This window comes from Streptomyces sp. NPDC107765, from assembly GCF_055657085.1.
Window position 1 is genome coordinate 168,781 of record NZ_JBVKBL010000008.1, and the last position, 26,856, is coordinate 195,636.

Here is a 26,856-nt window from a genome sequence, read left to right on the forward strand (position 1 = left end):
CGGTCACTCTCCTGGCCGGGCGGCCACCGCGGTGGCCGCCCGGCCGAACGTCGGCGATCGGCTCGGGGCCGGTCAGACGTTGACGCCGAAGTCCTGGGCGATGCCGCGCAGGCCGGAGGCGTAGCCCTGGCCGATGGCGCGGAACTTCCACTCCGCGCCGTTGCGGTACAGCTCGCCGAAGACCATGGCGGTCTCGGTCGAGGCGTCCTCGCTCAGGTCGTAGCGCGCCAGCTCCTTGTCGTCGGCCTGGTTGACCACGCGGATGAAGGCGTTGCGGACCTGGCCGAAGCTCTGCTGGCGGGTCTCGGCGTCGTAGATCGACACCGGAAAGACGATCTTGGCGACATCGGCCGGCACGGCGGCGAGGTTCACCTTGATCTGCTCGTCGTCGCCCTCGCCCTCGCCGGTGATGTTGTCACCGGTGTGTTCGACCGAACCGTCCGGGCTCTTCAGGTTGTTGAAGAACACGAAGTTCTGGTCGTTGGCCACCTTGCCCTGGTCGTTGGTCAGCAGGGCGCTGGCGTCCAGGTCGAAGTCCGTACCGGTGGTGGTACGCGCGTCCCAGCCCAGACCGACGACGACCGCGGTCAGATTGGGGGCTTCCTTCGTCAGCGAGACGTTGCCGCCCTTGCTGAGGCTGACTCCCACGAGTCCTCCCGTAGATTCGAGGGGTACGTAGAGATCTGCGCCCCCATCGTGCATGGCATCGGATCAACGAATTGATCCTAGTGACCGGTTCCCACCGATTGCAGATATCGCACCTGGATCGCTGCGGATGTCGGCGCGGCGGGCACCGGCGGGTGGGAGCGCGCCCCGGCTCAGAGGGTTTCGAGGGCCTTGACGTAGTCGTTCAGGTCGCGGGCGTCGGGCAGACCGTTGACGACGGTCCAGCGGACCACGCCCTCCTTGTCGATGACGAAGGTGCCGCGCACCGCGCAGCCCTTCTCCTCGTCGAAGACGCCGTAGGCGCGGGAGGCCTCGCCGTGCGGCCAGAAGTCCGACAGCAGCGGGTACTCCAGGCCCTCCTGCTCGGCGAAGACGCGCAGCGAGAAGGGGGAGTCGTTGGAGACGGCCAGCAGCTGGACGTCGTCGTTGACGAACTTCGGCAGCTCGTCGCGCAGGGCGCACAGCTCGCCGGTGCACACGCCGGTGAAGGCGAACGGGTAGAAGAGGAGGACGACGGCCTTCTCGCCGCGGAAGTCGGAGAGCTTGACCAGCTCGCCGTGCTGGTTCTTCAGCTCGAAATCCGGAGCCTTCGTGCCGACCTCGATCGCCATGGGGGTGCATCCCTTCCGCTCACGCTCAACAGAACGCGACCACCCTACGCGCCGGGGCGCCTCGTCGGGGACCCGGTCTTGAGCGGGGCCGAGCCCCCTCCGGAACAGGGCGGAGGGGGCTCGGTGGCGAGTGAGGGGCCTGCGGCTCAGCGCTTGCCGGACTTGGGCGTGACCAGCCGGCTGCCCGTCCAGTCCTTGCCCGCGTTGATGCTCCGGGTCTGCGACAGACCCGCGGTCTGCGCGGCTTCGTTGATGTCGCTGGGCTCGATGTAGCCGTCACGGCCGGTCTTGGGCGTCATCAGCCAGATCTGGCCGCCCTCGTCGATCAGACCGATGGCATCCACCAGCGCGTCCGTGAGGTCGCCGTCTTCATCGCGGAACCACAGCAGAACGACGTCGGCAACATCGTCGTAGTCCTCGTCGACGAGATCCTGGCCGATCACGGTCTCAATGGCTTCGCGGAGATCCTGGTCGACGTCATCGTCGTAGCCGATCTCCTGGACCACCTGTCCGGGCTCGAACCCCAGCCTGGCGGCAGGGTTGGTCCGCTCCTCCGCGTGGTCCGCGGTCGCGCTCACGGATTGCCTCCTGTCATGTTTCGGAAAATGCTCGGGGACCCCGCGCGTGCGCGGAGCATTGGGCGTAGTCCACACGGGCCGGGCGGATCGCGCAAGTACCCGGCGGTCCAGACCGCCGAAACGGTGACGTTTCGCGGCGTCTCGCCGCAACCGCGACCCCCGGAAGACAGGGTGAAGTGATTCACACCACAGCGTTCTGCGGGGTTTATCGGGTAGTCGCGCGCGGCTGGTCCCTTCGGGGGGTGGCCGGGCCCGGTACCGGATCTCATTTCGAAGGGCGTACGTCCGTACGCGAAGCACTTTCGACGTGGGCGTATGGTTGCGATTTGGCCGACCTGAGAAATCGGCCTTTTCAGCGCCATCTCTCAGCGGATGGTTACCCATCGGTAGAGGTGACGTATCGCTGTGGCTCGGTACACGATGGAAGACGGCGCGACACCAAGGCAGAGACAGCATTCGTCCCGTGCACGGCATGAATAACGTGCGGAGCACGACACGACCCGAACACGAAGGAACAGCGTGGCTTCCGGATCCGATCGAAACCCGATCATCATTGGCGGCCTTCCCAGCCAGGTCCCGGACTTCGATCCCGAAGAGACCCAGGAATGGCTCGACTCGCTCGACGCGGCCGTCGACGAGCGAGGCCGGGAACGTGCCCGCTATCTCATGCTCCGGCTGATCGAGCGGGCCCGCGAGAAGCGCGTGGCCGTGCCGGAGATGCGCAGCACGGACTACGTCAACACCATCGCGACCAAGGACGAGCCGTTCTTCCCCGGCAACGAGGAGATCGAGCGCAAGATCCTCAACGCGACCCGGTGGAACGCCGCCGTCATGGTGTCCCGCGCCCAGCGCCCCGGCATCGGCGTCGGCGGTCACATCGCCACCTTCGCGTCCTCCGCCTCCCTCTACGACGTGGGCTTCAACCACTTCTTCCGGGGCAAGGACGAGGGTGACGGCGGCGACCAGATCTTCTTCCAGGGCCACGCCTCGCCCGGTGTCTACGCCCGCGCGTTCCTCCTCGACCGGCTCAGCGAGGCCCAGCTGGACGCCTTCCGCCAGGAGAAGTCCAAGGCTCCCAACGGTCTGTCCAGCTACCCGCACCCGCGGCTGATGCCGGACTTCTGGGAGTTCCCGACCGTCTCGATGGGCCTCGGCCCGCTCGGCGCGATCTACCAGGCCCGGATGAACCGCTACATGGAGGCCCGCGGCATCGCCGACACCTCCAAGTCGCACGTGTGGGCCTACCTCGGCGACGGCGAGATGGACGAGCCCGAGTCGCTCGGCCAGCTGTCCATCGCCGCCCGCGAGGGCCTGGACAACCTGACCTTCGTCGTGAACTGCAACCTGCAGCGCCTGGACGGCCCGGTCCGCGGCAACGGCAAGATCATGCAGGAGCTGGAGTCGCAGTTCCGCGGCGCCGGCTGGAACGTCATCAAGCTGGTCTGGGACCGTAGCTGGGACCCGCTGCTCGCGCAGGACCGCGACGGCATCCTGGTCAACAAGCTGAACACCACCCCCGACGGCCAGTTCCAGACGTACGCGACCGAGACCGGCGCGTACATCCGTGAGCACTTCTTCGGCGACGACCACCGCCTGCGGGCGATGGTCGAGAACATGACCGACGACCAGATCCTGCACCTGGGCCGCGGCGGTCACGACCACAAGAAGATCTACGCGGCCTATGCGGCGGCCAAGGCGCACAAGGGCCAGCCGACCGTGATCCTCGCGCAGACCGTCAAGGGCTGGACGCTCGGCCCGAACTTCGAGGGCCGCAACGCGACCCACCAGATGAAGAAGCTCACGGTCGACGACCTCAAGGGCTTCCGCGACCGGCTGCACCTGCCGATCCCGGACAAGGACCTGGAGGACGGCCTGCCGCCGTACTACCACCCGGGCCGCGACTCCGAAGAGATCCAGTACATGCACGACCGGCGCAAGTCGCTGGGCGGGTACGTACCCACCCGGGTCGTGCGCGCCGAGCCGCTGCAGCTGCCGGACGACAAGGCCTACGCGGGCGCCAAGAAGGGCTCGGGCCAGCAGAAGATCGCCACGACCATGGCGTTCGTCCGCATCCTGAAGGACCTCATGCGGGACAAGGAGATCGGCAAGCGCTTCGTGCCGATCGCGCCCGACGAGTACCGCACCTTCGGCATGGACGCGTTCTTCCCGTCCGCCAAGATCTACAACCCGCTGGGCCAGCAGTACGAGTCGGTGGACCGCGAACTGCTCCTGGCCTACAAGGAGTCGCCGACCGGCCAGATGCTGCACGACGGCATCACCGAGGCGGGCTGCACGGCCTCGCTGATCGCGGCGGGCTCCGCCTACGCCACGCACGGCGAGCCACTGATCCCGGTCTACGTCTTCTACTCGATGTTCGGGTTCCAGCGCACCGGTGACCAGTTCTGGCAGATGGCCGACCAGCTCGCGCGCGGTTTCGTGCTCGGCGCGACCGCGGGTCGTACCACGCTGACCGGTGAGGGCCTCCAGCACGCCGACGGCCACTCCCAGCTGCTGGCCTCGACGAACCCGGCCTGTGTCGCCTATGACCCGGCCTACGGTTACGAGATCGCGCACATCGTCAAGGACGGTCTGCGGCGGATGTACGGCGAGAACGCCGAGGACGTCTTCTATTACCTGACCGTCTACAACGAGCCGATCCAGCACCCCGCGGAGCCGGCCGACGTCGACGTCGAGGGCATCCTCAAGGGTCTGCACCGCATCAAGGCCGGCGAGAAGGGCGAGCACGCGGCTCAGATCCTCGCTTCCGGCGTCGCGGTGCCGTGGGCGGTCGAGGCCCAGCAGATCCTCGCGGACGAGTGGAACGTCAAGGCTGATGTGTGGTCGGCGACCTCCTGGAACGAGCTGCGCCGCGAGGCGGTGGACGTCGAGGAGCACAACCTGCTGCACCCGGAGGAGGAGCAGCGCGTCCCGTACGTGACGCAGAAGCTCCAGGGCGCCGAGGGCCCGAAGGTCGCGGTGTCGGACTGGATGCGTTCCGTCCCGGACCAGATCTCCCGCTGGGTCCCGGGTACGTACCAGTCGCTGGGCGCCGACGGCTTCGGCTTCGCGGACACCCGTGGGGCGGCCCGTCGCTTCTTCCACATCGACGCGCAGTCCATCGTCCTGAGCGTGCTCACCGAGCTCGCCAAGGAGGGCAAGGTCGACCGTTCCCTGCTGAAGCAGGCCATCGACCGCTACCAGCTCCTGGACGTCGCGGCCGCCGACGCGGGTGAGGCCGGCGGCGACGCCTGATCACCCCGCGGCCTGCCGCCGCACCGCTTCCGTCGCGCCCCCCGGCCGGTGTCCTCCACCGGCCGGGGGGCGCGGTGGTGTGCAGCCCGGCGGGCCGGCACCTCGCGGGGGACCGCCGCTGCGCGGTTCATCGCTCCCACACCTTGAACGCCCTTACCTGGTAAGGGGAGCGGGGTACCCAGGTGCCGCCGCCGGGGTAGGTGTTGTACTCGGCGGTCTCGGCACACTCCGCGCTCTGGTACGTGGTGACCGGCCGGCCCATCCGGTTGGCGAACGAGGCGGCGCTGACGCCCTTGGGCAGCGGAATGCAGCTCTCGATGTCCGTGTCGGACAGTTCGAAGGTCCGCCGCTTGCCGGCGAAGTCCGCCCTCGGCCAGAGGCACAGCTGTCCCGCCGCGCATTCGCCCGAGGCCGCGGCGTGGCGGCCGGTGGTGGCCGCGTGTGCGGGGACGGTGCCGAGCGCGGTCGGGAGGGTGAGCGCGGCGGCCAGGGTGGCGAGGCCGGTGAACAGGGCGGTGGCGGTGGTGGTGGCGGACGTGCGCAGACGCAGACGCATTGGAATCTCTCCCCCGTGAGGTACGTGATGTGCCGCGGCGGGCGGGCTGCCCGCGGCGGGTTCGTCATCGACCTTCGCCGGGCCGCGGTGCGATTGCCAAGGCCCGGCCGGGTCCACCACCCGGATCAGGTATGTGGACAAGCAGACCGGCCGGAAGCGGGGCTGCGGCGCACGAGGTTGACGCGGTGCGGGCCGGCCGGACGGGTCGCGGAAACCGTTCTTCGCGGCCGCCCGGCGGGGGCGGCGGCAGGGGCGTCACCTGTAATGCGCGCAGGGGCCGGGGCGGTTCCCGGCACGGCTCACCAGGATGAGGGATTCGGTGTTCCGGAAGGGGTCAACTGCCGCTTGGTGCTTGGCCGGTGGGCCGTGCGGCGGCCCCGGACCGGGTGGTTGACGCGGCCGGCCCGGCGGCTCCGCGCCGCGGCCGGGCGACGGCGGGCGCACGACGGTGGCGTAGGCAACGGCGGTGCACGCGAGGCTGGTTACGCGACGGCGCGCGGCCGGCCGAGGAGTGCCTCGACCGGCCGCGCGCCGGGTGCTGTGGGTGGCCCTGGGGCGCTCAAAGCCCCTCGGCGCCAGGGTCAGATGTGGCCGACGCCGGCACCTGTCTCGGCGTTCGCTCCGCGCTTGGTGAAGAGCGCGACGATCGCCGCGACGACCGCGACACCGCAGGCGACGGTGAAGGCCAGGCCCATTCCGGACACGAAGGTGTCGTGCGCGACCGAGGTGATCTTCTGCGCGAACTCCGGCGGGGTGTGCTTCGGGACCGGCGCGATACCGGCCGAGACGGCGTCCGAGACCTTCGGCATCTGGGCGGGCGGGATCGGCGGGAGGCCCGCCGACTGCCATTTGCCCGGGAGGTCGTTCTCCACGCGGGAGGCCATGACCGCGCCGAGCACGGCCGTACCGAGGCTGCCGCCGACCTGCATGGCGGCCTGCTGGAGGCCGCCGGCGACGCCGGAGAGCTCAAGAGGCGCGTTGCCGACGATGACCTCGGTGGCGCCGACCATGACGGGCGCGAGTCCGAGGCCGAGCAGTGCGAACCAGACGGACATCGGGCCGGTGCCGGTGCCGGTGTCCAGGCCGGCCATGCCGTACGTGGCGATCGCGGTGAAGACCATGCCGCCGACCAGCGGGATGCGCGGGCCGAACTTGGTGATCAGGGCGCCCGCCACCGGCGACGCAACGATCATCATGCCGGTGAGCGGGAGGAGGTGCAGGCCGCTGTCCACGGGGCTCATGCCGTGGACGTTCTGCAGGTAGAACGTCACGAAGAACAGACCGCCCATGAAGGCGAAGGCCATCAGCACCATCAGGATCGTGCCGGCGGTGAGCGGCACGGAGCGGAACATCCGCAGCGGGATGAGCGGTTCGCGGACCTTGGTCTCCAGGAGGGCGAACAGCGCGAAGAGGACCACGGCCCCGATGAGGAAGCCCCAGGTCTTCATGTCACCCCAGCCCCAGTCGGTCGCCTTGATCAGCGGCCAGATGAGGCAGAACATCGCGGCCGAGAGCAGCACGATGCCGGGGATGTCGAACGAGCGGGGGGCGTTCTCCGCGCGGTGGTCCTTGAGGATCACCAGGCCGAGGATCAGGGCGAGCACGCCGACCGGGACGTTGATGAAGAACACGGACTGCCAGTTGACGTGCTCGACCAGCAGTCCGCCGACTATGGGGCCGCCGGCGGTGGAGGCGCCGATGACCATGCCCCAGATGCCGATCGCCATGTTGAGCTTCTCGGCCGGGAAGGTGGCGCGCAGCAGTCCGAGGGCGGCGGGCATCAGCAGCGCGCCGAACAGGCCCTGGAACACGCGGAAGACGATGACCAGCGTGACCTGACTGGAGAAGCCGATGGCTCCGGAGGCGGCGGCGAACCCGACGATGCCTATGAGGAAGGTCTGGCGGTGACCGAAGCGGTCACCGAGCTTTCCGGCCGTGATCAGCGAGACGGCCAGCGCGAGCATGTAGCCGTTGGTGATCCACTGCACGTCGCCGAACGAGGCGCCGAGGTCATCCTTGATCGCCGGGTTGGCGATGGCGACGATCGTGCCGTCCAGGGCCACCATCATGACGCCGATGGCGACGGAGAAGAGGGTCAGCCACGGATGGCCTCGCAGCCCCCGCGGGGGCTCCGGTACGGGAAGTTCCGGCGCGGCGTGGGCGACCGGGGTCTGGGAACTCATACCCCGAGGCTAATGTCAGCGACTGACAGTTGACAAAGCAATTCATCAGTCGGTAACTGTCATCTCCCTCACAGGTAACCTGAGCAGCGAGAACACCACGGAAAGGCGGCGCAGGATGGCCACCTCGACGCCGCAGACGGCCCCCGGAGGCGGACTGCGCGAACGCAAGAAACAGCGCACCCGCGACGCCCTGATCCGCGCCGCGCTCGAACTGTTCACGGAGCAGGGCTACGAAGAGACGACCGTCGACGAGATCGCCGAGGCGGTGGACGTCTCCCAGAGGACGTACTTCCGGTACTTCGCCAACAAGGAGGACGTCGCCTTCGCGGTCCAGAAGATGGTCGAGGCCCGCTTCCTCGACGAGCTGACCGCACGCCCCGCCTCGGAAGATCCACTGACGGCGCTGCGCAGCGCGGTGATGGTGGCGTGGGACGACATCGGCAGCGCCATCGAGTCCGTGGTCCCGGTGGAGCTGTACATGCGGACGTACCGGATGATCGAGTCCACGCCGACGCTCGTGGCCTCCCATCTGCGGCGCTCGTCCGAACTGGAGGAGCGGATCGCGGGACTGATCGCCGGGCGCGAGGGGCTGGACGTCGATGCCGATCCGCGGCCGCGGGTGCTGGTCGCCGCGTTCTGCGGGGTGATGCGGGTGGCCGGCAAGGTGTGGGGCGAGGGTCCGGACTGCAGCGTGGCGTCCATTCGCGAGCTGACCCAGTCCTATCTCGACCACATCCAGCCGGCGATCGGCGGCGACTGGCGCTTCGCCCGCTGAGGTCGAACCCACCGCAACTGCCCGTAACGGACAGCCGCCGCTGAGCAACCCATTAACCGCATGATGAGACCACTTCCGCACGACTGAGCGCAGGAAATCGGCAATTCATGTCCGTTTTGGTCGAAATACCCTCCGCGAAACGTGAGATCACTCACGGGCCCGGCAGCGGGCCTTCCCGGTCTCCTAGGGTGGCCCGCGGTGACTTCCTTCCCGGGCCTGGGCCCCTCCTCCGGTTTTCTGCAGTCCACCGCCTGGCGTGCGGCACTCGCCTTGGCGGTGGTGTTCGTGATGCTCGCCATGACCGGCTGGACGGCCGTCAGAGGCACCAAGGACGACGCCAACCCCCTGGCCACGGCCAGAACCGCCTGGAAGCACGCCACCTTCCTCGGGCGTCCGCTGCCCGACCCCAACGGCTCCCCGGCCACCCTGCGGACCTTCTTCGCCGCGCTCACCGGCGCCCAGCAGCAGCAGCTCGCCAACCGTTATCCGCTGGTCGTCGGCAACATGGGCGGCGCGCCCGCCGCACTGCGTTACCGGGCCAACCGGATGGCGCTCGACGACGCCCGCGCCGTGGAGAAGCGGCGGATGGCCGACCGCCGGCTCACGCCCGTGGGCCGCCAGGAAGCCGGCCGGCTGATGCACCGCTTCGAGTCGATGATGAGCCCCGGGCGACAGATCCTCGCCTTCGATCCGGCCGGCGGCGGGCGGGCGGCGGAGGTCTTCGGCAGCCTCCCGGCGGCAAAGCGGATCTCCGTAGTGGTGCCCGGCGTCGACACCAATCTGTCGACCTTCGAACGGACCGTACGGGCCACCGCGGCGCCCGTCGGCATGGCGCGTTCCCTCTACGACGCCGAGCGCACGGCCAAACCGGGTGTGCGGACGGCCGTGATCGCCTGGGCCGACTACACCACGCCGTCCGGCCTCGGTGTACAGGCCGTCACCGGGAACCTCGCCGAGGCCGGCGCGGTCCGGCTGCGCGCCCTGGTGAAGTCACTGCCGTCCTCCGACACCGTCTCGCTGTTCTGCCACAGCTACGGCTCCGTGGTGTGCGGCGTCGCCGCCCGGCACCTGCCGGCGAACGTCGAGGACATCGCGGTCGCGGGCAGCCCCGGCATGCGGGCGGAAAGCCTCTCCGGGCTCGGCACGCACGCCCGGGTCTGGGCGATGCGGGACTCCGACGACTGGATCCAGGACGTGCCGTACCTGGAGGTCGGCGGCCTCGGCCACGGAGCCGACCCGGTCGATCCGTCCTTCGGCTCCCGGATCCTGTCCGCCGACGGTGCCGTCGGGCACGCCGGCTACTTCGCGCCCGGGACCCGCAGCCTGCGCAACTTCGCCCTGGTCGGGGTCGGGGCGCTCGACTCGGTGGACTGCGCGACCGACGATCCGCGCTGCAGCACGGGCCTGGCCTGATCTCCCGCGCAGATATGGCCGGTTCCCGCCGGCACGGCCCGGCGCCCGGGGACGGGCCGTGCCGACGGGAACCGTCCCCGGTGGCGAGCGCGTCAATGGGACAAGGGCCGGAAGCGGCCGGGCCGAAGGCGCGTGACGCGCGTAGTCCTGGCAGGCGCCTCCGAGGTGTCCGGAAGGGGGACGGGCGGGCAACCGCCCGCATACGATGAGCCGCATGGGTGATGTGCTGGCCGGTTTTCATGCCGTCTGGGAGTTCGACACGGACTCCGTACTCATCCGCTTCGAACGGGGGATCCGCAGGCCGAAGCTCTTCCAGGCGCTCGGCGAGCGACGCATTCCGTACGAGGCGCTGAGCTCCGTCGAGCTGTCCGAGGGCAGACGCGGCACGGTGGTGCTGCACGCCGTGCCCCGGCCTGGTGCCGACCCCCTGATGGAGGCGGCGAACGGGCAGCTGAAGGAGGAGGCCGACCCGTACCGGCTGGTGCTGCCGGCCGAACGCGAGACGCTGGCGGAGTTCTACGCGGACGAGCTGCGCACGGCGTTCGGCCCCGACGCCAAGGAACCGGCCGAGCGTCATCTGGTGACCGCACCGGAACCTCCGCTCCACTTCAAGGCGTACGACGGCAAGGCGTCCTTCGACGGCCGTTCGGTCGCGTTCCGCTGGTTCTGGACGGGGGCGTCGTCTGCGAAGTGGAAGTGCGGCGACCAGAGCTTCACGGTGGGCGAGTTGGCCGGTGTCGAGTGGCGCTCGCCGGAGGTCTTCAACGGCTACCTGCGGCTGTTGGAACGCGGGGCGGCCGAACCAGGGAAGGGCGAGGCCGACCAGGACCCGGCAGCTGTGGTGTTCGGGCTGGGGTACGGCCCGGTCCACGAGTCGCTGCCGTTCGCCGCCGCGGTACTGCAGGCGGTGCGCGCCGCCGAGCCGGAGCAGGAGAGCGCGGAGCGCGAACCGGTGTGCCGCCGGGCCGGGGACGCCCGCCGGGACCCCGCGGACATCGCGGACCGGATACGGCACTTGGGCGAGCTGCACGACGCCGGGCTGCTGACGGACGACGAGTTCAGTACGAAGAAGGCCGAGCTGCTGGCCGAGTTGTAGGGCTCGCGGCTCACCGCGGGCCGGCTGCCGACCGGCGGTGTCGCGCGGCGGCCTCGTGCGGCGGCCTCGTGCGGCGGTCTCGTGCGGCGGTCTCGTGCGGTGGTGGGTCATACCGTGGTACGGGGCCGAAGGCCGACCCGTGGTATGACGCCCGGGCCCAGGCCGTCCGCTTACATTGACTCCGCGATGAACGGACGATCCCCCACCCCAGCCCCCGAGGCGGCCCGCAGCGCCGAGCGCGAGCCGGCCCGGTCGAGAGCGCTGCGCGCCGCACGGCAGGCGCTGCGCATCCTCGCCGTAGAGCTCGGCACCCCGACCGAACCCGGCATCCCGCTGTTCGCCGGTGTCCAGAACCGCTGGCTGCGCCGGGTGCCGTATCTCGTCGCCTTCACGTTCACGGTGTCGTTGCTGCCGACGACCATCAACGTCCTCGGCAACGACTACGGCATGAACGGCGGCCTGGCCGGCGCGCTCGCCACCGCCCAGACCGTGCCCCTGATGATGGCCGTGACCCGGCCGCTGCAGGCCTGGTGGGTGATCTTCGCCGCGGATGTCGTCTGCGCCCTCGCCCTCACCGGGGCCGGTGGCGTGGCGGACCGCGCCTGGCCCTGGACTCCGCCGGCGATCGTCGGCTATCTCGCGCTGATGCTGGCGCTGTCCCTGCGCGAGCGCCGGCGCACCCTGATAGCCGTCTGGCTGACGACCGGCTTCGCCGGAATACTCTCCGAGGCGATCACCCCGGAGCGCAGCCAGAGCACCTGGGTGCTGATGTTCGTACTCGCCGGCGTGATGCTGCTGATGGGCGCCACGTTGCGGGAACGGGGCGACGCACAGCGGAAGTTGATAGAGCAGGAGACCATCAGCGAGGCCGAACGCGCCCGCCGGACGCTCCTGGAGGAACGCACCCGGATCGCCCGCGAACTGCACGACGTGGTCGCCCACCACATGTCGGTGATCACGGTCCAGGCGGACAGCGCCCCGTACCGCATCAGCGGGATACCCAAGGAGGCGGAGGAGGAGTTCGGGTCGATCGCCGCGACCGCGCGCGAGTCCCTGACGGAGATGCGCCGGCTGCTCGGCGTGCTGCGCAGCGAGGAGACGGAACGGCAGGGCGGCCCTGAGAAGACCCCGCAGCCCGGGGTGGCGATGCTGCCGAAGCTGGTCGAGGGGACCGTACGGGCCGGTGTGCCGGTGGAGTTGGTGCTGCCGGAGGAGCCGGTGGTGCTCGAACCGGCGGTGGATCTGTCGGCGTACCGCATCGTGCAGGAGGCGCTGGCCAATGTGGTGCGGCACGCCCCCGGCGCACAGACCCGGGTGTCGGTCATCCCGACCGCGGACCGCACCCGGCTGACGGTGCTGATCGTCAACTCCGCCCCGCCCGTGGCGTCCGCGCCCTCCGCGCCGTTGGAGACGGCCGGGACCGGCCACGGCCTGGTGGGGATGCGGGAGCGGGTGCGGCTGGTGGACGGTTCGCTCGACACCGGCCCGCTGCCCGACGGCGGCTTCCGGGTCGCGGCCCAGCTGCCCCTCACGCCCGCGCCCGGTTCTCCAGCAGCCGGTTCTCCAGCACCCGGTTCCCCCGCGTCCGGCTCCGCCGCTTCCCCCTCGGCATCTCCCCTCTCAGCGAAGGATTCCGCCTCTTCATGACCACGCGCGTGATCATCGTCGACGACCAGGCCATGGTGCGGGCGGGGTTCGCCGCGCTGCTCGCCGCGCAGAGCGACATCGATGTGGTGGGCGACGCTCCTGATGGTGTGCAAGGGGTGGAGCTGAGCCGTCGGACGCACCCCGATGTGGTGCTGATGGACGTCCGGATGCCGGAGATGGACGGGCTGGAGGCCGCCCGGCAACTGCTCGCGCCGCCGCCCGGAGTCACCCACCGCCCCAAGGTGCTCATGCTGACCACCTTCGACGTCGACGACTACGTGTACGAGGCGCTGCGCGCGGGAGCCTCGGGGTTTCTGCTCAAGGACGCCCCGCCTGCCGATCTGATCTCCGCGGTGCGCGTGGTGGCGGCGGGGGAAGCCCTGCTGGCACCGTCGGTGACCCGGCGGCTGATCGCCGATTTCGCCCGCCAGCGGCCGGCCCCCCGCAAGGACCGTGCCTCGCTGCGGCTGAACGGCCTGACCCCGCGGGAGACCGAGGTGCTGGAGCTGATCGCCCGCGGTCTGTCGAACCAGGAGATCGCCGAGGCGCTGATCCTCGCCGAGCAGACCGTGAAGACCCACATCGGCCGGGTGCTGGCCAAGCTGGAACTGCGGGACCGCGCGCAGGCCGTGATCTTCGCGTACGAGTCGGGGCTGGTGGCGCCGGGGAGTGGCAACTAGAGCAGTAGAGGGAGCTGTAGTTGAAGCTCTCCTTGGAGCTGGAGCTAGAGCTGGCGTTGGCGTTGGCGTTGCAGTGGGAGCGGTGGGGCGACAGCCCTCGGTAGAGGCGGTCACGGTTGCCGGTCCTCTTCGGGCCGGTGGCTGGGGCACCGTGGCCCGTCGCCCGCCCCTGACGCGATTCGCGTACCCCTCCCGCCCACCGCAACCCGTACGCCGCCCCCTACGTTCCGCCTACGCCCCCTACGTTGCGCCTACAGCCCCCTACGTTCCCCCTACAGCCCCCTCGCGCGCTCCTTCCTGAGGACGAGCGCGGTGCCGGACCCCCTACCCCGGTATCACCCCGGAGTTGGCTCCGCGGTGTGACGCCGTGTCATACACCGTCTCCTTACCTTTCCTCCGCCACACCAACGGGAGAGGGAGACACACCATGTCCGTGCTGCGCACCGTCGCACGACGCAGCAAGCGCACGCTGATCGCCGCCGCGCTCGCGGTGACCGTGGCCGCCGGAACCGGCGGCTGGGCGGCAGGTTCCGCGCAGACCGCCGTCACCGGCCCGCCGCCCGGCGCCGCCGCCTGGCGCGCGGACCACTCCCTCGGCGTGCGGTTGCCGGACCCTGCGACCGCCCGACCCGCCGCCGTCGCCCGCTTCTTCGCCTCGCTGACCGACGCCCAGCAGCAGGCTCTCGCCGTCCGGCACCCGCTCACCGTGGGCAATCTCGACGGCGCCCCGATCGCGCTGCGGTACACGGCCAACTCCCTTGCCCTGAGGGAAGAACGATCCCGTCAGCTGGCCCGTGCCACGGATCCGGCCGGCACCCTCCAGGACCACCAGCAGGCCAGGAAGGCGGCCGACCGGTGTGCCGCCCTGCTCAAGCCCGGCCACCGGATCCTCGCCTTCGACCCGCGGGGACGTGGTCAAGTGGCGGAGGTTTACGGCGACTTGGCTGCCGCGGAGCACACCGCCGTGATCGTGCCGGGCTCGGACATCGACCTGGCGTCGTTCGACCGCGCGAGGGACCCGTACGGCACGCCGACCGGGATGGCCAGGTCGCTGCGTACCCAGATGACCGCCGACGCGCCCGGGACGCGTACCGCCGTCATCGCCTGGGTCGGGTACACCACCCCGGTCGGCATCGGTCCGGACGCCGCCACCGGCCGGCTCGCCGAGGCCGGTGCGCCCCGGCTGGCCCGCTTCCTGTCCGGGCTGGCGGCCACCGGCGTGCCGGCACCGGCCCTGTTGTGCCACAGCTACGGCTCGGTGGTCTGCGGACTGGCGGTGCCGCGGCTGGGTGGTCAGGGTCGCGTCGCCGATCTGATCGTCTTCGGCTCCCCCGGTATGCGGCGGGACGGCGTGGCGGAACTGCACACCTCGGCCCGGGTCTGGGCGGCCCGGGACGCGTCCGACTGGATCGGCGACATCCCGAACGTCGAGCTGCTGGGCCTCGGCCACGGCGAGGACCCCACCGACCCCGCCTTCGGCGCCCGGCACGTCTCCGCGAAGCGGGCCGAGGGCCACACCGGCTACCTCGCCCCCGGGACGGACTCACTCCAGAACTTCGCGGCCATCGTGCTGGGCCGGTACGGCCGGGTCAGCTGACGCGCACAAGCGGGGGCGCGGCACGGCACCGCATGGCGTGGCAGGTCGCAGCCCGGCGCGGCACGGCGCCGAGGCACCCCGCCGCTTACCCCCGCACCACCACCCTCGCGGCACGACTGCACGGCCCACCCTCACGGCACCGCTGCACCACCCGGCACCTCCCTGCACCATCCACCTTCAGGACGCAGAGGCCAAGGACCCATGAAAACCACCTCCACAGTCCGTTCAGCCGTCCGCGCGATCGAGGCGCGCACCCCCGCGGAACGGGACCGGGCGATCGACGGGATGCGGGCGCTCGCGCTGCTCGCGGTACCCACCGGCCACTGGCTGCTCGGTGGCTTCACCCTGGACGCCGAGGGTGCGCTGCACAACGCCAGTCCGCTGACCGCCTTGGGCTTACTCGCGCCCGCCAGTTGGGTGCTGCAGATGCTCGGCATCTTCTTCCTGGTCGGCGGCTATGCCTCGGTGCTGTCCTACCGACGCGCCACCGGACGCGGCGAGTCCGTGGGCAGTTGGCTGCGCGGACGGCTCGTCAGACTTGGCCGGCCGGTGCTCGGCGTCACGGCCGTATGGGCGGCGCTGCTGCCGCTGCTGTACAGCGTGGGCGTGCCGGAGGCGACCCTGCGGACGGGCGCGACGCTGGTGATCCAGCCGCTGTGGTTCGTCGGCGTGTACGCGGCGATCACCGCGCTGACGCCGTACTGCGTCCGCGCGGCGGGCCGTATGGGCGCCTGGGCTGCCGCGCCGCTGCTGGTGGCCGTGGCGGCGGTGGACTTCCTGCGCTACGGGCCGTTCGCCGACGCCATGCCGTCCTGGCTGAGCCTGCTGAATCTGCTCCCCGGCTGGATGTTCGCCTACCAGCTGGGCGTCTCGTGGGGTGAGCGGCGGCTCGGTCGGCGGGCCGCCTGGACGCTCCTGTTCGGCGGGGCGGCGCTGTTCGCGGCGCTGCTGCTGTTCTTCCACTACCCGGCGAGCATGGTGGGCGTCCCCGGCCAGGACCGTACGAACTCGCATCCGCCGTCGCTGCTGGTCCTGGCGCTGGCGGCGGCCCAGTCCGGTGCCGCGATCCTGCTCCGGGACCGGATCGCCCGCCTCCTGCGCCGGCCCGCCCTGTGGGCGCCGGTCGTGGTCATCAACCTGTCGGCGATGACGATCCTGTGCTGGCACCAGACGGCGATGCTGTCCGCGGCGGTGCCCGCCTCCTTCCTCGGAGCGGTGCCCGGTCTGACCGTCGCACCCGTCACGCCGGGGTGGATCCTCGTCCGGCTCGCCTGGCTGCCGGTCTTCGCCGTCGCGCTGCTGCTGATCGCCCGCAGCACCCGCCGTTTCGAGGCCCCTTGGACGGACGTCACCCGCGCCCGCCGCGCCCTCGCCGCGCTCCTGGCCACCGCGTTCGCGGCGTTCGCGCTGGGGCTGGCGTAGGGCCGGGGCGCGGCAGCCCGGGGGCCGTGCCTGTCGAACTGCCCGGACCCCACGGACCGCCCGGAACGCCACCGAGCCACCCGAGCCCACGGACCGACCGGAACGCCCAGGCAGCACGCCCCGGCCGAAAGCCTCAGCAGGACACCCGGACGACGCCCCAGCAGGACACCCCCGTGAGCGGCCCCTCGATGAGCGGCCCCTCATGAGGAGCCCAACCCCCCGAGCGAACCACCCCGTGAGCGCCCGCCCCGTGAGGACGCCCCGTGAGGACCCGCCCCGACCGCGAGCTACTCCCGCCCCGCCGACGTGTGCGTCATGTCCGCGTAGCGCTCGCCCGCCACCTTGTCGGCGATCGGCTCCAGGAGGGCCAGTTCCTCGTGGGTGAGCCGGATGCGGGTGGCGGCGGTGTTCTCCTCTACGCGGTGGCGCTTGCGGGTGCCGGGGATCGGGACGACGGCCAGGCCGTGTACGGCGGCCTGCTGCTGCACCCAGGCCAGGGCGATCTGGCCGAGCGCGGCGTCGTGGGCGTCGGCGACCGTCCGGACCGGTTCCAGCAGTGCGGCGTTGGCGGCCGCGTTGTCGCCGGTGAAGCGCGGCTGGGTCCGACGGAAGTCGTCCGTGCTGAGCTCCTGGTCGGCGTGCACGAACGCGCCGGTCAGGAAGCCGCGGCCGAGCGGCGAGTAGGGCACCAGGCCGACGCCGAGCTCGGCCGCGGCGGGCACCACGCCGGCCTCGATGTCCCGGCTGAAGAGGGACCACTCGGACTGGACGGCCGCGATCGGGTGGATGGCGTGCGCCGCGCGCAGTTCGCTGCCGGTCACCTCGCTCAGCCCCAGGTGCTTGACCTTGCCCTCGGTGACCAGTTCGGCCATCGCCCCGATCGACTCCTCCAGGGGGACGTCCGGATTGCGGCGGTGCATGTAGTAGAGGTCGATCTCGTCCACGCCCAGCCGCTGGAGGCTGCCTTCGACGGCCTGGCGGATGTAGGCGCGGTCGTTGCGGATGATGCGCCGGTACGGGTCGTCCGGGGCGTCCGGGTCGGGGGAGATGGCGAACTTGGTGGCCAGGACGACCTCGTCGCGGTGCGCCTGGATGAAGGGGGCGATGAACTTCTCGTTCTCCCCGCTGCCGTACATGTCGGCGGTGTCGTACAGCGTCACGCCCAGCTCCAGCGCGCGCTCCAGGGTGGCCCGCGCCTCGTCGGCGTCCGTGGGCCCGTAGGCGAAACTCATGCCCATACAGCCGAGGCCCTGTACCCCGACGCGGGGGCCGCCGGTACCCAGCTCGACCGTCTCGATCTTCTCGCTACCCATGAAACCTCAGAACCTCTCGGATGCCCGCCGGGCGTCGGCGTAGATGTCGATCTTGTAGTCGAGTACGTCCAGCGTGCTCTGCAGCTCCGTTATGCGCTGCCGCACGTCCTCGCGGTGCGCGGTCAGCAGCTGCTCACGCTCGGCGAAGGTGCTCTCGCCCTGCCGGACCAGTTCGGCGTAGCGGACCATGTCGGCGACCGGCATGCCGGTCAGCCGCAGCTTGCTGACCAGGCTCAGCCAGTCCAGGTCACGGTTGCGGAAGCGGCGCTGCCCGGTGTGCGTCCGGTCCACGTGCGGCATCAGGCCTATCCGCTCGTACCAGCGGAGGGTGTGGGCGCTGAGCCCGGTGTGCTCCGAGACCTCGCTGATCGTGTACCGGTCCTGGCCGGTGGGCTTGGGGTGCGGGGGCGGCGGGGAGCCGCAGTTGCGGGCCCTCACCGGCCGTTCGGCGGTCGCTGCCACGCTGCTCGTGACCGGTTCGCTCTGCGTGACCGTCATGCACCGTCTCCCCTGTTTCGCCGGATTGCTCTCGACTTCGCCGCGGACCTCACGGCTTTGCGCCGGATGCCTTGCGACGTCTTCAACGCTAGAGAGTTCGAGCGCACTCCAAGCAAGCGCGGATCGGGCGCAGACTTGACCTGAATTTGGGGAGGTTAGGCTCGGAGCATGCAGAGCCTGCGGATGATCGAGAACTGGCCGGTGCCCACCGCTGCGGCCGCCGTCGTACGAGCCGACGGGTCGGTGGCCGGATCGTACGGCCCTCTGGAGCAGAGGTTTCCGCTGGCGTCGGTGACGAAGCCGCTGACCGCGTACGCCGCCCTGCTGGCCGTCGAGGAGGGCGCCGTCGAGCTGGACGAGCCGGCCGGACCGGAGGGTTCCACGGTCCGTCATCTGCTCGCGCACACCTCGGGCCTCGCCTTCGACGAGCAGCGCGTGATGGCCGCCCCCGGCACCCGTCGGATCTACTCCAACACCGGCTTCGAGGTGCTGGGTGACCACATCGCCAAGGCGACCGACATCCCCTTCCCGCAGTATCTGCACGAGGCGGTGCTGGCGCCGCTCGGCATGACCGCGACGGAACTGCCCGGCTCGCCCGCCAAGGACGGCGTCTCCACGGTCGCCGACCTGATCCGGTTCGCGGCCGAACTGCAGGCGCCGCGGCTGCTCGCGCCGCAGACGCTCGCGGAGGCGACGCAGGTGGCCTTCCCCGGGCTGACGGGCGTGCTGCCGGGCTACGGCCACCAGAAGCCGAACGACTGGGGGCTGGGTTTCGAGATCCGCGACGGCAAGTCGCCGCACTGGACGGGCGCCGGGTCCTCGCCCCGCACCTACGGGCACTTCGGGCAGTCCGGGACGTTCCTGTGGGTGGACCCGGAGGCCGGGGCCGCCTGTGTGGCGCTGACCGACCGGGCCTTCGGGCCGTGGGCGATCGAGGTCTGGCCGAAGCTGACCGACGCGGTGCTGGACGAGCTGGCGCGGGCGGTCTGACGCGGCGGTCTGACGCGGCCGGCGGCCGGGCGCGCGCCCCCGTAGGACGACGAAGCGGAACCGCGCCCGCCCGGCCCCGCCACTGCCGCCCGCTCACCCGTAGGCCGGCTCCGGCCCCATCTCCCACATCAGGCACTCCGCGGCCGCCAGCGCCGTCAGCTCCAGCCCGGTCCGGTCCGTGATCCGCGCCGCGTCGCCCGCCTCCAGGCGCTGCCCGCCGATCCCGACCGCTCCCCGCACGACGTGCACGTACACCCGCTCCGCGTCCGGGACGGCGGTGCGCTCGCCGTCCGTGAGACGGCGCACATGCAGCAGGGCGCCGGCCCGCGGGACCGCGTACGGCGTGCCGTCGGCGATGCCGCGGACGATCTCGTACGCCGGCTCCCCGCCGAATTCCTGCGGGGCCAGCCACATCTGGACGAAGCGCAGCGGGGCCCCGCCCGCGTTGCGCTCCACGTGCCGCACGCCGCCGGCGGAGCTGAGCCGCTGGAGATCGCCGGGCCGTACGGTGCTCTCGTGTCCGGCCGAGTCGCGGTGGGTCAGCTCACCTTCGATCACCCAGGTCACGATCTCGGTGTCGCGGTGCGGATGCTCGTCGAAGCCGGCACCGGCCGCCAGCCGCTCCTCATTGCAGGCGATAAGTGCACCGAAGCGCAGATTGTCCGGGTCGAAGTGGGGCCCGAAGGAGAATGCGTGCAGCGACTCGATCCCCGCGTCCGGATCGCCGCCCCGATAGCGTTCCTCGCCCCTGCGCACCTGAATCATGGGCCCACGGTAGCCCCGCCCCCTCACCTCCTCGCCCCGATAGTGCAGGCTTGTCCCGTGTCTGAACCCGCATCGCGCGACGCGCACCCGCACTCCGCGACCCTCCGGCGCCTGGAGAATTCCTCCGGCACGCTGGCGGCCGCGGCCATCGCCCGCATGGACGCCACGCTGCCGTGGTACCGCGCGATGCCCCCGGAGAACCGCTCCTGGATCGGCCTGGTCGCCCAGGCCGGTATCGCCGCGTTCACCGAGTGGTTCCGGCATCCGGAGACCCCGCAGGCGATCAGCACCGACGTCTTCGGCACCGCGCCGCGCGAGCTGACCCGGGCGATCACGCTGCGCCAGACCGTGGAGATGGTCCGGACGACCATCGAGGTCATGGAGGCGGCGATCGACGAGGTCGCGGCCCCCGGCGACGAGTCCGTGCTGCGCGAGGCGCTCCTGGTGTACGCCCGGGAGATCGCCTTCGCCACCGCCCAGGTGTACGCGCAGGCCGCCGAGGCCCGCGGCGCCTGGGACGCCCGCCTGGAGTCGCTGGTGGTCAACGCGGTGCTCTCGGGGGAGGCCGACGAGGGCGCGGTCTCCCGGGCGGCGGCGCTGGGCTGGAACTCCCCCGAGCACGTGTGCGTGGTGCTGGGCACCGCCCCGGACGGCGACAGCGAGCTGACCGTGGAGGCGATCCGGCGGGCCGCCCGGCACGCCAAGCTGCAGGTGCTGACCGGGGTGCTGGGCTCGCGCCTGGTGGTGATCGCGGGCGGTTCGGACAATCCGCTCAAGGCGGCGAAGGCGCTGATCGGCCCGTATGCCGCCGGTCCCGTGGTGGCCGGCCCGGTGGTCTCCGACCTCCTGGCGGCGACCCGTTCCGCACAGGCCGCGGCGGCCGGTCTGCGGGCGTGCGCGGCCTGGCCGGACGCGCCGCGCCCGGTGCTCGCGGACGATTTGCTTCCGGAACGCGCGATGGCCTCGGACCCGGTCGCGCGGGAGCAGTTGGTGGAGGAGATCTACAGACCGCTGGAGGAAGCCGGGTCGGCGCTCCTGGAGACGCTGAGCGTCTATCTTGAGCAGGCGAGCAGTCTGGAGGGCGCGGCCCGGATGCTGTTCGTGCACCCCAACACCGTGCGCTATCGGCTGCGACGTGTGACGGACGTCACCGGGTGGTCACCCTCCGATGTGCGCTCGGCCTTCACCCTCCGTATCGCACTGATTCTGGGGCGTCTGGCTGACGGTGAGGCGCAACTCTAGACTTTTGTCGGAGACCAACAATTCCCCCGATGGTTCTTCGTCCTTGTCCCCACGGGCGGGCGGAACCACCCACAAGAGAGAGTGTGAGGGTGCTCGTACTCGTCGCTCCCGGCCAAGGCGCCCAGACGCCCGGCTTCCTGACCCCCTGGCTCGACCTCCCCGGTGTCGAAGACCGGCTCCGTGAGTGGTCGGCCGCCATCGACCTCGACCTGGTTCACTACGGCACGAAGGCGGACGAAGAGGAAATCCGCGACACCGCGGTGGCGCAGCCGCTGCTGGTGGCGTCCGCCCTGATCTCCACCCGTCAGCTGTTCGCGACGGCCGACGACTTCTCCTCCAAGGTGGGCGCCGCGGCCGGCCACAGCGTCGGTGAGCTCGCCGCCGCCGCGCTGACCGGCACGCTCTCCGACGAGGCCGCGATGGGGCTGGTACGCCGCCGCGGCCTGGCGATGGCCGAGGCCGCCGCCGTCACCGAAACCGGCATGGCCGCCCTCCTGGGTGGCGACGAGGCCGTCGTGCTCCCCCATCTGGAGCGGCTGGGCCTGACCCCGGCGAACGTCAACGGCGCCGGCCAGATCGTCGCGGCCGGCACCGCCGAGCAGATCGCCGCGCTGGTCGAGAACAAGCCGGAAGGCACTCGCCGGGTCGTACCGCTGAAGGTGGCCGGCGCGTTCCATACTCACCACATGGCACCCGCCGTCTCCGCGCTGGAATCCGCGACCGCTTCGCTGTCGGTCGCCGATCCGCACACCCGCTACGTCTCCAACAAGGACGGGCAGCTGGTCTCCTCCGGCCAGGAACTGGTGCAGCGGCTGGTCGGCCAGGTGGCCAACCCCGTGCGCTGGGACCTGTGCATGGAGACCTTCAAGGCGCTCGGCGTCACCGCGCTCATCGAGGCCGCCCCCGGCGGCACGCTCACCGGCCTGGCCAAGCGCGCCCTGCCCGGCGTGCGGACCCTCGCCCTCAAGTCGCCCGACGACCTCGACGCGGCCCGCACGCTGATCGCCGAGGCGTCCGCCGCCACCGCAGCTGGCTCGGCACCGGTCGAATAGGAGTCCGAAGCGCATGACCTCGAAGATCAAGCCCTCCAAGGGCGCTCCGTACGCCCGGATCATGGGCGTCGGCGGCTACCGGCCGACCCGTGTCGTGCCCAACGAGGAGATCCTCAAGCACATCGACTCGTCCGACGAGTGGATCCGCTCGCGGTCCGGCATCGCGACCCGCCACTGGGCGGGCCCCGAGGAGACCGTGGCGCAGATGTCGGTCGAGGCGTCCGGCAAGGCCATCGCCGACGCCGGCATCACGCCCGAGCAGATCGGCGCCGTGATCGTCTCCACCGTCTCGCACTTCAAGCAGACCCCGGCGATCGCGACCGAGATCGCGCACCGCATCGGCGCCGGCAAGCCGGCCGCCTTCGACATCTCGGCGGGCTGCGCGGGCTTCGGCTACGGACTGACCCTCGCCAAGGGCCTGGTGACGGAGGGTTCGGCGGAGTACGTCCTGGTCATCGGCGTCGAGCGGCTGTCGGACCTGACCGACCTGGAGGACCGTGCGACGGCCTTCCTGTTCGGTGACGGCGCCGGCGCGGTGGTCGTCGGCCCGGCCAACGAGCCGGAGATCGGCCCGACGGTCTGGGGCTCGGAGGGCGACAAGGCCGAAACGATCAAGCAGACCCTCGGCTGGGACGTCTACCGTTCCACGCCGACCCCCGGAGGCGACGGACCCGAGGCGCGCCCCGCCCTGGAGGAGATCCGGTACCCCGCCATCACCCAGGAGGGCCAAGCGGTCTTCCGGTGGGCGGTGTTCGAGATGGCGAAGGTCGCCCAGCAGGCGCTGGACGCGGCCGGAGTCAATCCGGACGACCTGGACGTCTTCATCCCGCACCAGGCCAACATGCGGATCATCGACTCGATGGTGAAGACTCTGAAGCTGCCGGAGAGCGTGACGGTCGCCCGCGACGTGGAGACCACCGGCAACACCTCGGCCGCCTCCATCCCGCTCGCCATGGAGCGGCTGTTGGCGACCGGACAGGCCAAGAGCGGCGACACCGCGCTGGTCATCGGCTTCGGGGCGGGTCTCGTGTACGCCGCGACGGTCGTTACCCTCCCCTAGGCAAGATCTGCGCAGCACCGTCCGTCTCCGGACGTGCCGGGCGCCGCACGGATCTTCACCGCAAGTAACGCAGTTTCCCCTTAAAATGACCGAAGGAGCGCCATCATGGCCGCCACTCAGGAAGAGATCGTTGCCGGTCTCGCCGAGATCGTGAACGAGATCGCCGGGATCCCCACCGAGGACGTCCAGGTGGACAAGTCCTTCACCGACGACCTGGACGTTGACTCGCTGTCCATGGTCGAGGTCGTCGTCGCCGCCGAAGAGCGCTTCGACGTGAAGATCCCGGACGACGACGTCAAGAACCTCAAGACCGTCGGCGACGCGACCGACTACATCCTGAAGCACCAGAGCTGATCCAGCTCCCGCGCATGTCGCCACCCCGCGGTGGCGCCGTCGATTCAGACCCCTCTACCCGTGGAGTAAGAATTCCCGTGAACGCGACCAATCGCACCGTGGTCGTCACCGGTATCGGCGCAACCACACCGCTGGGTGGCGACAGCGCTTCGACCTGGGAGGCCCTGCTCGCCGGACGTTCCGGCGTGAGCACCCTCGAACAGGACTGGGCCGCCGAGCTGCCCGTCCGCATCGCCGGGCAGATCGCCGTTGAGCCGTCCGAGATCATCCCGCGGCCGCAGGCCCGCAAGCTGGACCGCTCGGCGCAGTTCGCGCTCGTCGCGGCCCAGGAAGCCTGGAAGGACGCGGGCTTCACCGCCAAGGCGGGCGAGGACACGTCGGTCAACCCCGACCGTCTGGGCGCCGTCATCGCCTCCGGCATCGGTGGTGTGACGACCCTGCTCGACCAGTACGACGTGCTCAAGGAGAAGGGCGTACGCCGCGTCTCCCCGCACACCGTGCCGATGCTGATGCCGAACTCGCCGTCCGCCAACGTCGGCATCGAGTTCAACGCCCGCGCCGGTGTGCACACGCCGGTCTCGGCGTGCGCGTCGGGCGCCGAGGCCATCGGCTACGCCATCGAGATGATCCGCTCGGGCCGCGCCGACGTCGTCGTCGCCGGTGGCACGGAAGCCGCCATCCACCCGCTGCCGATCGTCGCGTTCGGCAACATGATGGCGATGTCCAAGAACAACGACGACCCGCAGGGCGCCTCCCGCCCGTGGGACGTCGACCGCAACGGCTTCGTGCTCGGCGAGGGCGCCGGCGTGATCGTCCTGGAGTCCGAGGAGCACGCCAAGGCCCGCGGCGCCACGATCTACGCCGAGGCCATCGGCCAGGGCATCTCCGCCGACGCACACCACATCACGCAGCCCGAGCCGTCCGGCAACGGCATCGCGGCGGCGCTGACGAACCTGATCGACAACACCGGTCTCAACCCGGCGGAGATCGTGCACGTGAACGCGCACGCGACGTCGACCCCGGCCGGTGACGTCGGTGAGCTCAGGGCGCTGCGCAAGGCGTTCGGTGACGACGTCGATCACATGGCCATCACCAGCACGAAGTCGATGACCGGCCACCTCCTGGGCGGCGCGGGCGGCATCGAGTCGGTGGCCACGATCCTCGCGCTCAAGAACCGCATCGCCCCGCCGACGATCAACATCGACCAGCTCGACCCGGAGGCCGACGCGGACATCGTCCGCGGCGAGCCCCGCAAGCTGCCGGCCGAAGGCACGATCGCGGCGCTGAACGACTCGTTCGGCTTCGGCGGCCACAACGTCGTGCTCGCCTTCCGCACGGTCTGAGGCGCGCCGCTGGACGCGTGAGAGGGCCCGCCCGGTGACATTCACCGGGCGGGCCCTCCGTCTTCCCGGTCGGGTGCTCTCAGTCGTCGAAGCTGGCGAAGTACGCCGCGGCGCCGTCCTCGTCGCCGTGCCCCTGCGCCTCGGCCCGCCGGAAGCGCTCGGCGGCCGCCTCGGCCAGATCCACCCGCACGCCGGCCCGGTGGGCGGCCTCGGTGATCAGGCGGGTGTCCTTGCGGGCGGCGGAGACGGTGAAGCTCGCGGGGTACTCACCGGACAGGATCAGGTCGGACTTCATCCGCAGATACGGCACGTCCAGCGCCCCGCCGGCGACCGCCGCGAGCACCTCGCGCGGGTCCACGCCGAGCCCCTTGGCCAGCGCCATGGTCTCCCCCGTGCCGGTGATGAGGGTCATCACCCAGTTGTTGACGACCAGTTTGAGCCGGCTGGCTGCGCCGCTCGCGCCGTCCTCGCCCACCCACTGGGTGCGGCTGCCGACGATCCCGAAGACCCGCTCGGCGCGCTCCCGCACGTCCGGCGCGCCGGCCGCCAGAATCGTCAACTCACCCTTCTCGGCAGGTGCCTTGGTGCCCAATACGGGGGCGTCGACGAACCGCAGTCGGTGGTCGTCGGCGAAACGGGCGAGCGGGTCGAGCGCCTCGTCGCCCACCGTGCTCATCTGGAGCCAGAGGGCGCCGGCGGGCAGCGCCGGGGCGGCCTGCCGCACCGCGTCCAGGACGGCGTCCCCGTCGAGCAGCATGGTGAGCACCACATCGGCGCCGCCCACCGCCTCCGCGGGCGTGTCGGCGATCCGCACCCCGTCGGCCGCCAGCGGCTCGGCCCTGGCCCGGGTACGGTTCCACGCACGGACGTCCAGCCCGGCCCGGACGAGGTTGCGGGCCATCGCCGTGCCCATGATTCCGGTGCCCAGGACGGCTACTGACAGAGTGTCGGGAGAGTTGTTGTCGGCCATGAGGGCACGCTAAGTCTTCGAGCGCACTCCAGGACAACCGGGGCGGTGTGTCGCCCTCCGGACGCGGCGGCGGGGCGTCAGGCGCCCTGATGGAGGCAGCGTCCTAGTGAAGGTCCTGGTGGAGGCGGCAGACGGGTGCTTGACTCCTCATACGACCTGGGGAACGCAGCGCACGGGTGCCTCGCCGCTCATACGACCTGGTGGAGCCAGCGCACCGGGGCGCCCTCACCGGCGTACCGGAAGGGCTCCAGTTCGTCGTCCCAGGGCTTGCCGAGGAGCTTGGCGACCTCGGCGGCCAGCTCGGTCTCGCCGCGCGCGGAGCGGGCGACGGCGGCGCGCAGCCGGTCCTCGGGGATCAGGATGTCGCCGTGGATGCCCGTGACGGCGTGGAAGATGCCCAGGTCGGGGGTGGAGCTGTAGCGCTCCCCCTCAGCGGTGGCGCAGGGTTCCGCGGTCACCTCGAAGCGCAGCAGGTGCCAGCCGCGCAGCGCGGAGGCGAGCTTGGAGGCCGTACCGGCCTCGCCCTGCCAGGAGAACTCCGCTCTCCACGTGCCCGGCGACGCCGGCTGCCGGATCCAGTCGAGGTTGACGCGCACTCCGAGGACGCCCGCCACGGCCCATTCGACGTGCGGGCACAGCGCGCGCGGAGCGGAGTGGACGTACAGAACTCCACGTGTCGTCACCGGGACCTCCAGTGCGGTTCGAGGTTCGCCTTCCCCAGCGGCCTCGTGCCCGTTCCGGTTGCGGCCGGGACAGTTGTCATTCTGCCCCAGTGATCACTTCGGCACCAGCC

At 71.0% G+C, this 26,856-nt stretch carries 24 protein-coding genes; 14 read left to right on the plus strand and 10 right to left on the minus strand.

Annotated features, from left to right (window positions below):
• Positions 1-72: 72 nt before the first annotated feature.
• The 3 genes from ACZ7MX_RS21080 to ACZ7MX_RS21090 all read right to left on the minus strand — a co-directional run bounded on the left by ACZ7MX_RS21080 (position 73) and on the right by ACZ7MX_RS21090 (position 1,855).
• On the minus strand, positions 73-648 hold the full coding sequence (locus tag ACZ7MX_RS21080) for a TerD family protein (protein ID WP_261951750.1): 576 nt from the start codon (positions 646-648) through the stop codon (positions 73-75).
• A 170-nt stretch (positions 649-818) separates the two neighbouring features.
• Entirely contained in the window at positions 819-1,277 is a 459-nt protein-coding gene (locus ACZ7MX_RS21085) for a peroxiredoxin (protein WP_030414570.1), read from the minus strand.
• A gap of 146 nt (positions 1,278-1,423) precedes the next feature.
• Entirely contained in the window at positions 1,424-1,855 is a 432-nt protein-coding gene (locus ACZ7MX_RS21090) for a DUF3052 domain-containing protein (protein ID WP_030414571.1), read from the minus strand.
• 519 nt (positions 1,856-2,374) lie between these two features.
• Here ACZ7MX_RS21090 and aceE point away from each other — a divergent pair.
• Complete coding sequence (gene aceE, locus ACZ7MX_RS21095; protein WP_472134210.1) at positions 2,375-5,107, plus strand: pyruvate dehydrogenase (acetyl-transferring), homodimeric type; 2,733 nt, start codon at positions 2,375-2,377, stop codon at positions 5,105-5,107.
• Between the two features lie 127 nt (positions 5,108-5,234).
• On the opposite strand, the gene ACZ7MX_RS21100 is transcribed toward aceE, so the two are convergent.
• The gene (locus ACZ7MX_RS21100; RefSeq protein WP_472134212.1) at positions 5,235-5,663 is read right to left on the minus strand and encodes a peptidase inhibitor family I36 protein; all 429 of its coding nucleotides are present in this window, start codon (positions 5,661-5,663) and stop codon (positions 5,235-5,237) included.
• 581 nt (positions 5,664-6,244) lie between these two features.
• Positions 6,245-7,846, minus strand: a complete 1,602-nt coding sequence (locus ACZ7MX_RS21105) for an MFS transporter (protein ID WP_472134214.1) — start codon at positions 7,844-7,846, stop codon at positions 6,245-6,247.
• A gap of 115 nt (positions 7,847-7,961) precedes the next feature.
• Between ACZ7MX_RS21105 and ACZ7MX_RS21110 the strand changes: the two genes are divergently transcribed.
• From ACZ7MX_RS21110 to ACZ7MX_RS21140, 7 genes are all read left to right on the plus strand, one after another.
• Positions 7,962-8,621 (plus strand): TetR/AcrR family transcriptional regulator, encoded by a 660-nt coding sequence (locus tag ACZ7MX_RS21110; RefSeq protein ID WP_472134215.1) that lies wholly within the window; start codon positions 7,962-7,964, stop codon positions 8,619-8,621.
• A gap of 198 nt (positions 8,622-8,819) precedes the next feature.
• On the plus strand, positions 8,820-10,034 hold the full coding sequence (locus ACZ7MX_RS21115) for an alpha/beta hydrolase (protein ID WP_472134217.1): 1,215 nt from the start codon (positions 8,820-8,822) through the stop codon (positions 10,032-10,034).
• 214 nt (positions 10,035-10,248) lie between these two features.
• Positions 10,249-11,130 carry a DUF4429 domain-containing protein gene (locus tag ACZ7MX_RS21120; protein ID WP_472134219.1) on the plus strand — a complete coding sequence of 294 codons (882 nt, stop codon included), beginning with the start codon at positions 10,249-10,251 and terminating at the stop codon, positions 11,128-11,130.
• A gap of 186 nt (positions 11,131-11,316) precedes the next feature.
• Complete coding sequence (locus tag ACZ7MX_RS21125; RefSeq protein WP_472134221.1) at positions 11,317-12,777, plus strand: sensor histidine kinase; 1,461 nt, start codon at positions 11,317-11,319, stop codon at positions 12,775-12,777.
• Positions 12,774-13,457 (plus strand): response regulator, encoded by a 684-nt coding sequence (locus tag ACZ7MX_RS21130; RefSeq protein WP_467700255.1) that lies wholly within the window; start codon positions 12,774-12,776, stop codon positions 13,455-13,457. The genes ACZ7MX_RS21125 and ACZ7MX_RS21130 overlap by 4 nt, the downstream gene beginning before the upstream one ends.
• Before the next feature lie 427 nt (positions 13,458-13,884).
• On the plus strand, positions 13,885-15,054 hold the full coding sequence (locus tag ACZ7MX_RS21135; RefSeq protein WP_472134223.1) for an alpha/beta hydrolase: 1,170 nt from the start codon (positions 13,885-13,887) through the stop codon (positions 15,052-15,054).
• 201 nt (positions 15,055-15,255) lie between these two features.
• Positions 15,256-16,476: an acyltransferase family protein gene (locus tag ACZ7MX_RS21140; protein ID WP_472134225.1), complete on the plus strand. Its 1,221-nt coding sequence runs from the start codon at positions 15,256-15,258 to the stop codon at positions 16,474-16,476.
• A gap of 287 nt (positions 16,477-16,763) precedes the next feature.
• On the opposite strand, the gene ACZ7MX_RS21145 is transcribed toward ACZ7MX_RS21140, so the two are convergent.
• Positions 16,764-17,789 carry an aldo/keto reductase gene (locus tag ACZ7MX_RS21145; RefSeq protein ID WP_472134227.1) on the minus strand — a complete coding sequence of 342 codons (1,026 nt, stop codon included), beginning with the start codon at positions 17,787-17,789 and terminating at the stop codon, positions 16,764-16,766.
• Positions 17,790-17,795: 6 nt separating this feature from the next.
• The gene (locus ACZ7MX_RS21150) at positions 17,796-18,287 is read right to left on the minus strand and encodes a MerR family transcriptional regulator (RefSeq protein ID WP_472134229.1); all 492 of its coding nucleotides are present in this window, start codon (positions 18,285-18,287) and stop codon (positions 17,796-17,798) included.
• A 168-nt stretch (positions 18,288-18,455) separates the two neighbouring features.
• Between ACZ7MX_RS21150 and ACZ7MX_RS21155 the strand changes: the two genes are divergently transcribed.
• The gene (locus ACZ7MX_RS21155; RefSeq protein WP_472134231.1) at positions 18,456-19,277 is read left to right on the plus strand and encodes a serine hydrolase domain-containing protein; all 822 of its coding nucleotides are present in this window, start codon (positions 18,456-18,458) and stop codon (positions 19,275-19,277) included.
• 93 nt (positions 19,278-19,370) lie between these two features.
• On the opposite strand, the gene ACZ7MX_RS21160 is transcribed toward ACZ7MX_RS21155, so the two are convergent.
• Positions 19,371-20,042, minus strand: coding sequence for a pirin family protein (locus ACZ7MX_RS21160; RefSeq protein WP_472134233.1), 672 nt, complete (start codon positions 20,040-20,042; stop codon positions 19,371-19,373).
• A gap of 57 nt (positions 20,043-20,099) precedes the next feature.
• Here ACZ7MX_RS21160 and ACZ7MX_RS21165 point away from each other — a divergent pair, with 57 nt between their 5' ends.
• The 5 genes from ACZ7MX_RS21165 (at position 20,100) to fabF (ending at position 25,093) form a co-directional block, all read left to right on the plus strand.
• On the plus strand, positions 20,100-21,284 hold the full coding sequence (locus tag ACZ7MX_RS21165; protein ID WP_362136629.1) for a PucR family transcriptional regulator: 1,185 nt from the start codon (positions 20,100-20,102) through the stop codon (positions 21,282-21,284).
• Between the two features lie 89 nt (positions 21,285-21,373).
• Positions 21,374-22,336, plus strand: coding sequence for an ACP S-malonyltransferase (locus tag ACZ7MX_RS21170; protein ID WP_030414587.1), 963 nt, complete (start codon positions 21,374-21,376; stop codon positions 22,334-22,336).
• Positions 22,337-22,349: 13 nt separating this feature from the next.
• Positions 22,350-23,396 carry a beta-ketoacyl-ACP synthase 3 gene (locus ACZ7MX_RS21175; protein ID WP_472134235.1) on the plus strand — a complete coding sequence of 349 codons (1,047 nt, stop codon included), beginning with the start codon at positions 22,350-22,352 and terminating at the stop codon, positions 23,394-23,396.
• A 105-nt stretch (positions 23,397-23,501) separates the two neighbouring features.
• Positions 23,502-23,750 (plus strand): acyl carrier protein, encoded by a 249-nt coding sequence (locus ACZ7MX_RS21180; RefSeq protein WP_006605825.1) that lies wholly within the window; start codon positions 23,502-23,504, stop codon positions 23,748-23,750.
• Positions 23,751-23,827: 77 nt separating this feature from the next.
• Positions 23,828-25,093 (plus strand): beta-ketoacyl-ACP synthase II, encoded by a 1,266-nt coding sequence (gene fabF / locus ACZ7MX_RS21185; protein WP_472134237.1) that lies wholly within the window; start codon positions 23,828-23,830, stop codon positions 25,091-25,093.
• A gap of 79 nt (positions 25,094-25,172) precedes the next feature.
• Here the strand turns inward: fabF and ACZ7MX_RS21190 are convergent, their stop codons facing one another.
• Both ACZ7MX_RS21190 and ACZ7MX_RS21195 read right to left on the minus strand, forming a co-directional pair.
• Positions 25,173-26,063 (minus strand): NAD(P)-dependent oxidoreductase, encoded by an 891-nt coding sequence (locus ACZ7MX_RS21190; protein WP_472134239.1) that lies wholly within the window; start codon positions 26,061-26,063, stop codon positions 25,173-25,175.
• 188 nt (positions 26,064-26,251) lie between these two features.
• A complete protein-coding gene (locus tag ACZ7MX_RS21195; RefSeq protein ID WP_030414591.1) occupies positions 26,252-26,746 on the minus strand; it encodes a DUF3145 domain-containing protein in 495 nt (164 codons plus the stop codon).
• Positions 26,747-26,856: the final 110 nt, after the last annotated feature.

Bases quoted from the DNA above. Each gene is read 5' to 3' on its own strand.
- ACZ7MX_RS21085 (WP_030414570.1), bottom strand. From the start codon at position 1,277: ATGGCGATCGAGGTCGGCACGAAGGCTCCGGATTTCGAGCTGAAGAAC.
- ACZ7MX_RS21100 (WP_472134212.1), bottom strand. From the start codon at position 5,663: ATGCGTCTGCGTCTGCGCACGTCCGCCACCACCACCGCCACCGCCCTG.
- ACZ7MX_RS21105 (WP_472134214.1), bottom strand. From the start codon at position 7,846: ATGAGTTCCCAGACCCCGGTCGCCCACGCCGCGCCGGAACTTCCCGTA.
- ACZ7MX_RS21110 (WP_472134215.1), top strand. From the start codon at position 7,962: ATGGCCACCTCGACGCCGCAGACGGCCCCCGGAGGCGGACTGCGCGAA.
- ACZ7MX_RS21120 (WP_472134219.1), top strand. From the start codon at position 10,249: ATGGGTGATGTGCTGGCCGGTTTTCATGCCGTCTGGGAGTTCGACACG.
- ACZ7MX_RS21125 (WP_472134221.1), top strand. From the start codon at position 11,317: ATGAACGGACGATCCCCCACCCCAGCCCCCGAGGCGGCCCGCAGCGCC.
- ACZ7MX_RS21130 (WP_467700255.1), top strand. From the start codon at position 12,774: ATGACCACGCGCGTGATCATCGTCGACGACCAGGCCATGGTGCGGGCG.
- ACZ7MX_RS21135 (WP_472134223.1), top strand. From the start codon at position 13,885: ATGTCCGTGCTGCGCACCGTCGCACGACGCAGCAAGCGCACGCTGATC.
- ACZ7MX_RS21140 (WP_472134225.1), top strand. From the start codon at position 15,256: ATGAAAACCACCTCCACAGTCCGTTCAGCCGTCCGCGCGATCGAGGCG.
- ACZ7MX_RS21145 (WP_472134227.1), bottom strand. From the start codon at position 17,789: ATGGGTAGCGAGAAGATCGAGACGGTCGAGCTGGGTACCGGCGGCCCC.
- ACZ7MX_RS21150 (WP_472134229.1), bottom strand. From the start codon at position 18,287: ATGACGGTCACGCAGAGCGAACCGGTCACGAGCAGCGTGGCAGCGACC.
- ACZ7MX_RS21155 (WP_472134231.1), top strand. From the start codon at position 18,456: ATGCAGAGCCTGCGGATGATCGAGAACTGGCCGGTGCCCACCGCTGCG.
- ACZ7MX_RS21160 (WP_472134233.1), bottom strand. From the start codon at position 20,042: ATGATTCAGGTGCGCAGGGGCGAGGAACGCTATCGGGGCGGCGATCCG.
- ACZ7MX_RS21175 (WP_472134235.1), top strand. From the start codon at position 22,350: ATGACCTCGAAGATCAAGCCCTCCAAGGGCGCTCCGTACGCCCGGATC.
- ACZ7MX_RS21180 (WP_006605825.1), top strand. From the start codon at position 23,502: ATGGCCGCCACTCAGGAAGAGATCGTTGCCGGTCTCGCCGAGATCGTG.
- ACZ7MX_RS21190 (WP_472134239.1), bottom strand. From the start codon at position 26,063: ATGGCCGACAACAACTCTCCCGACACTCTGTCAGTAGCCGTCCTGGGC.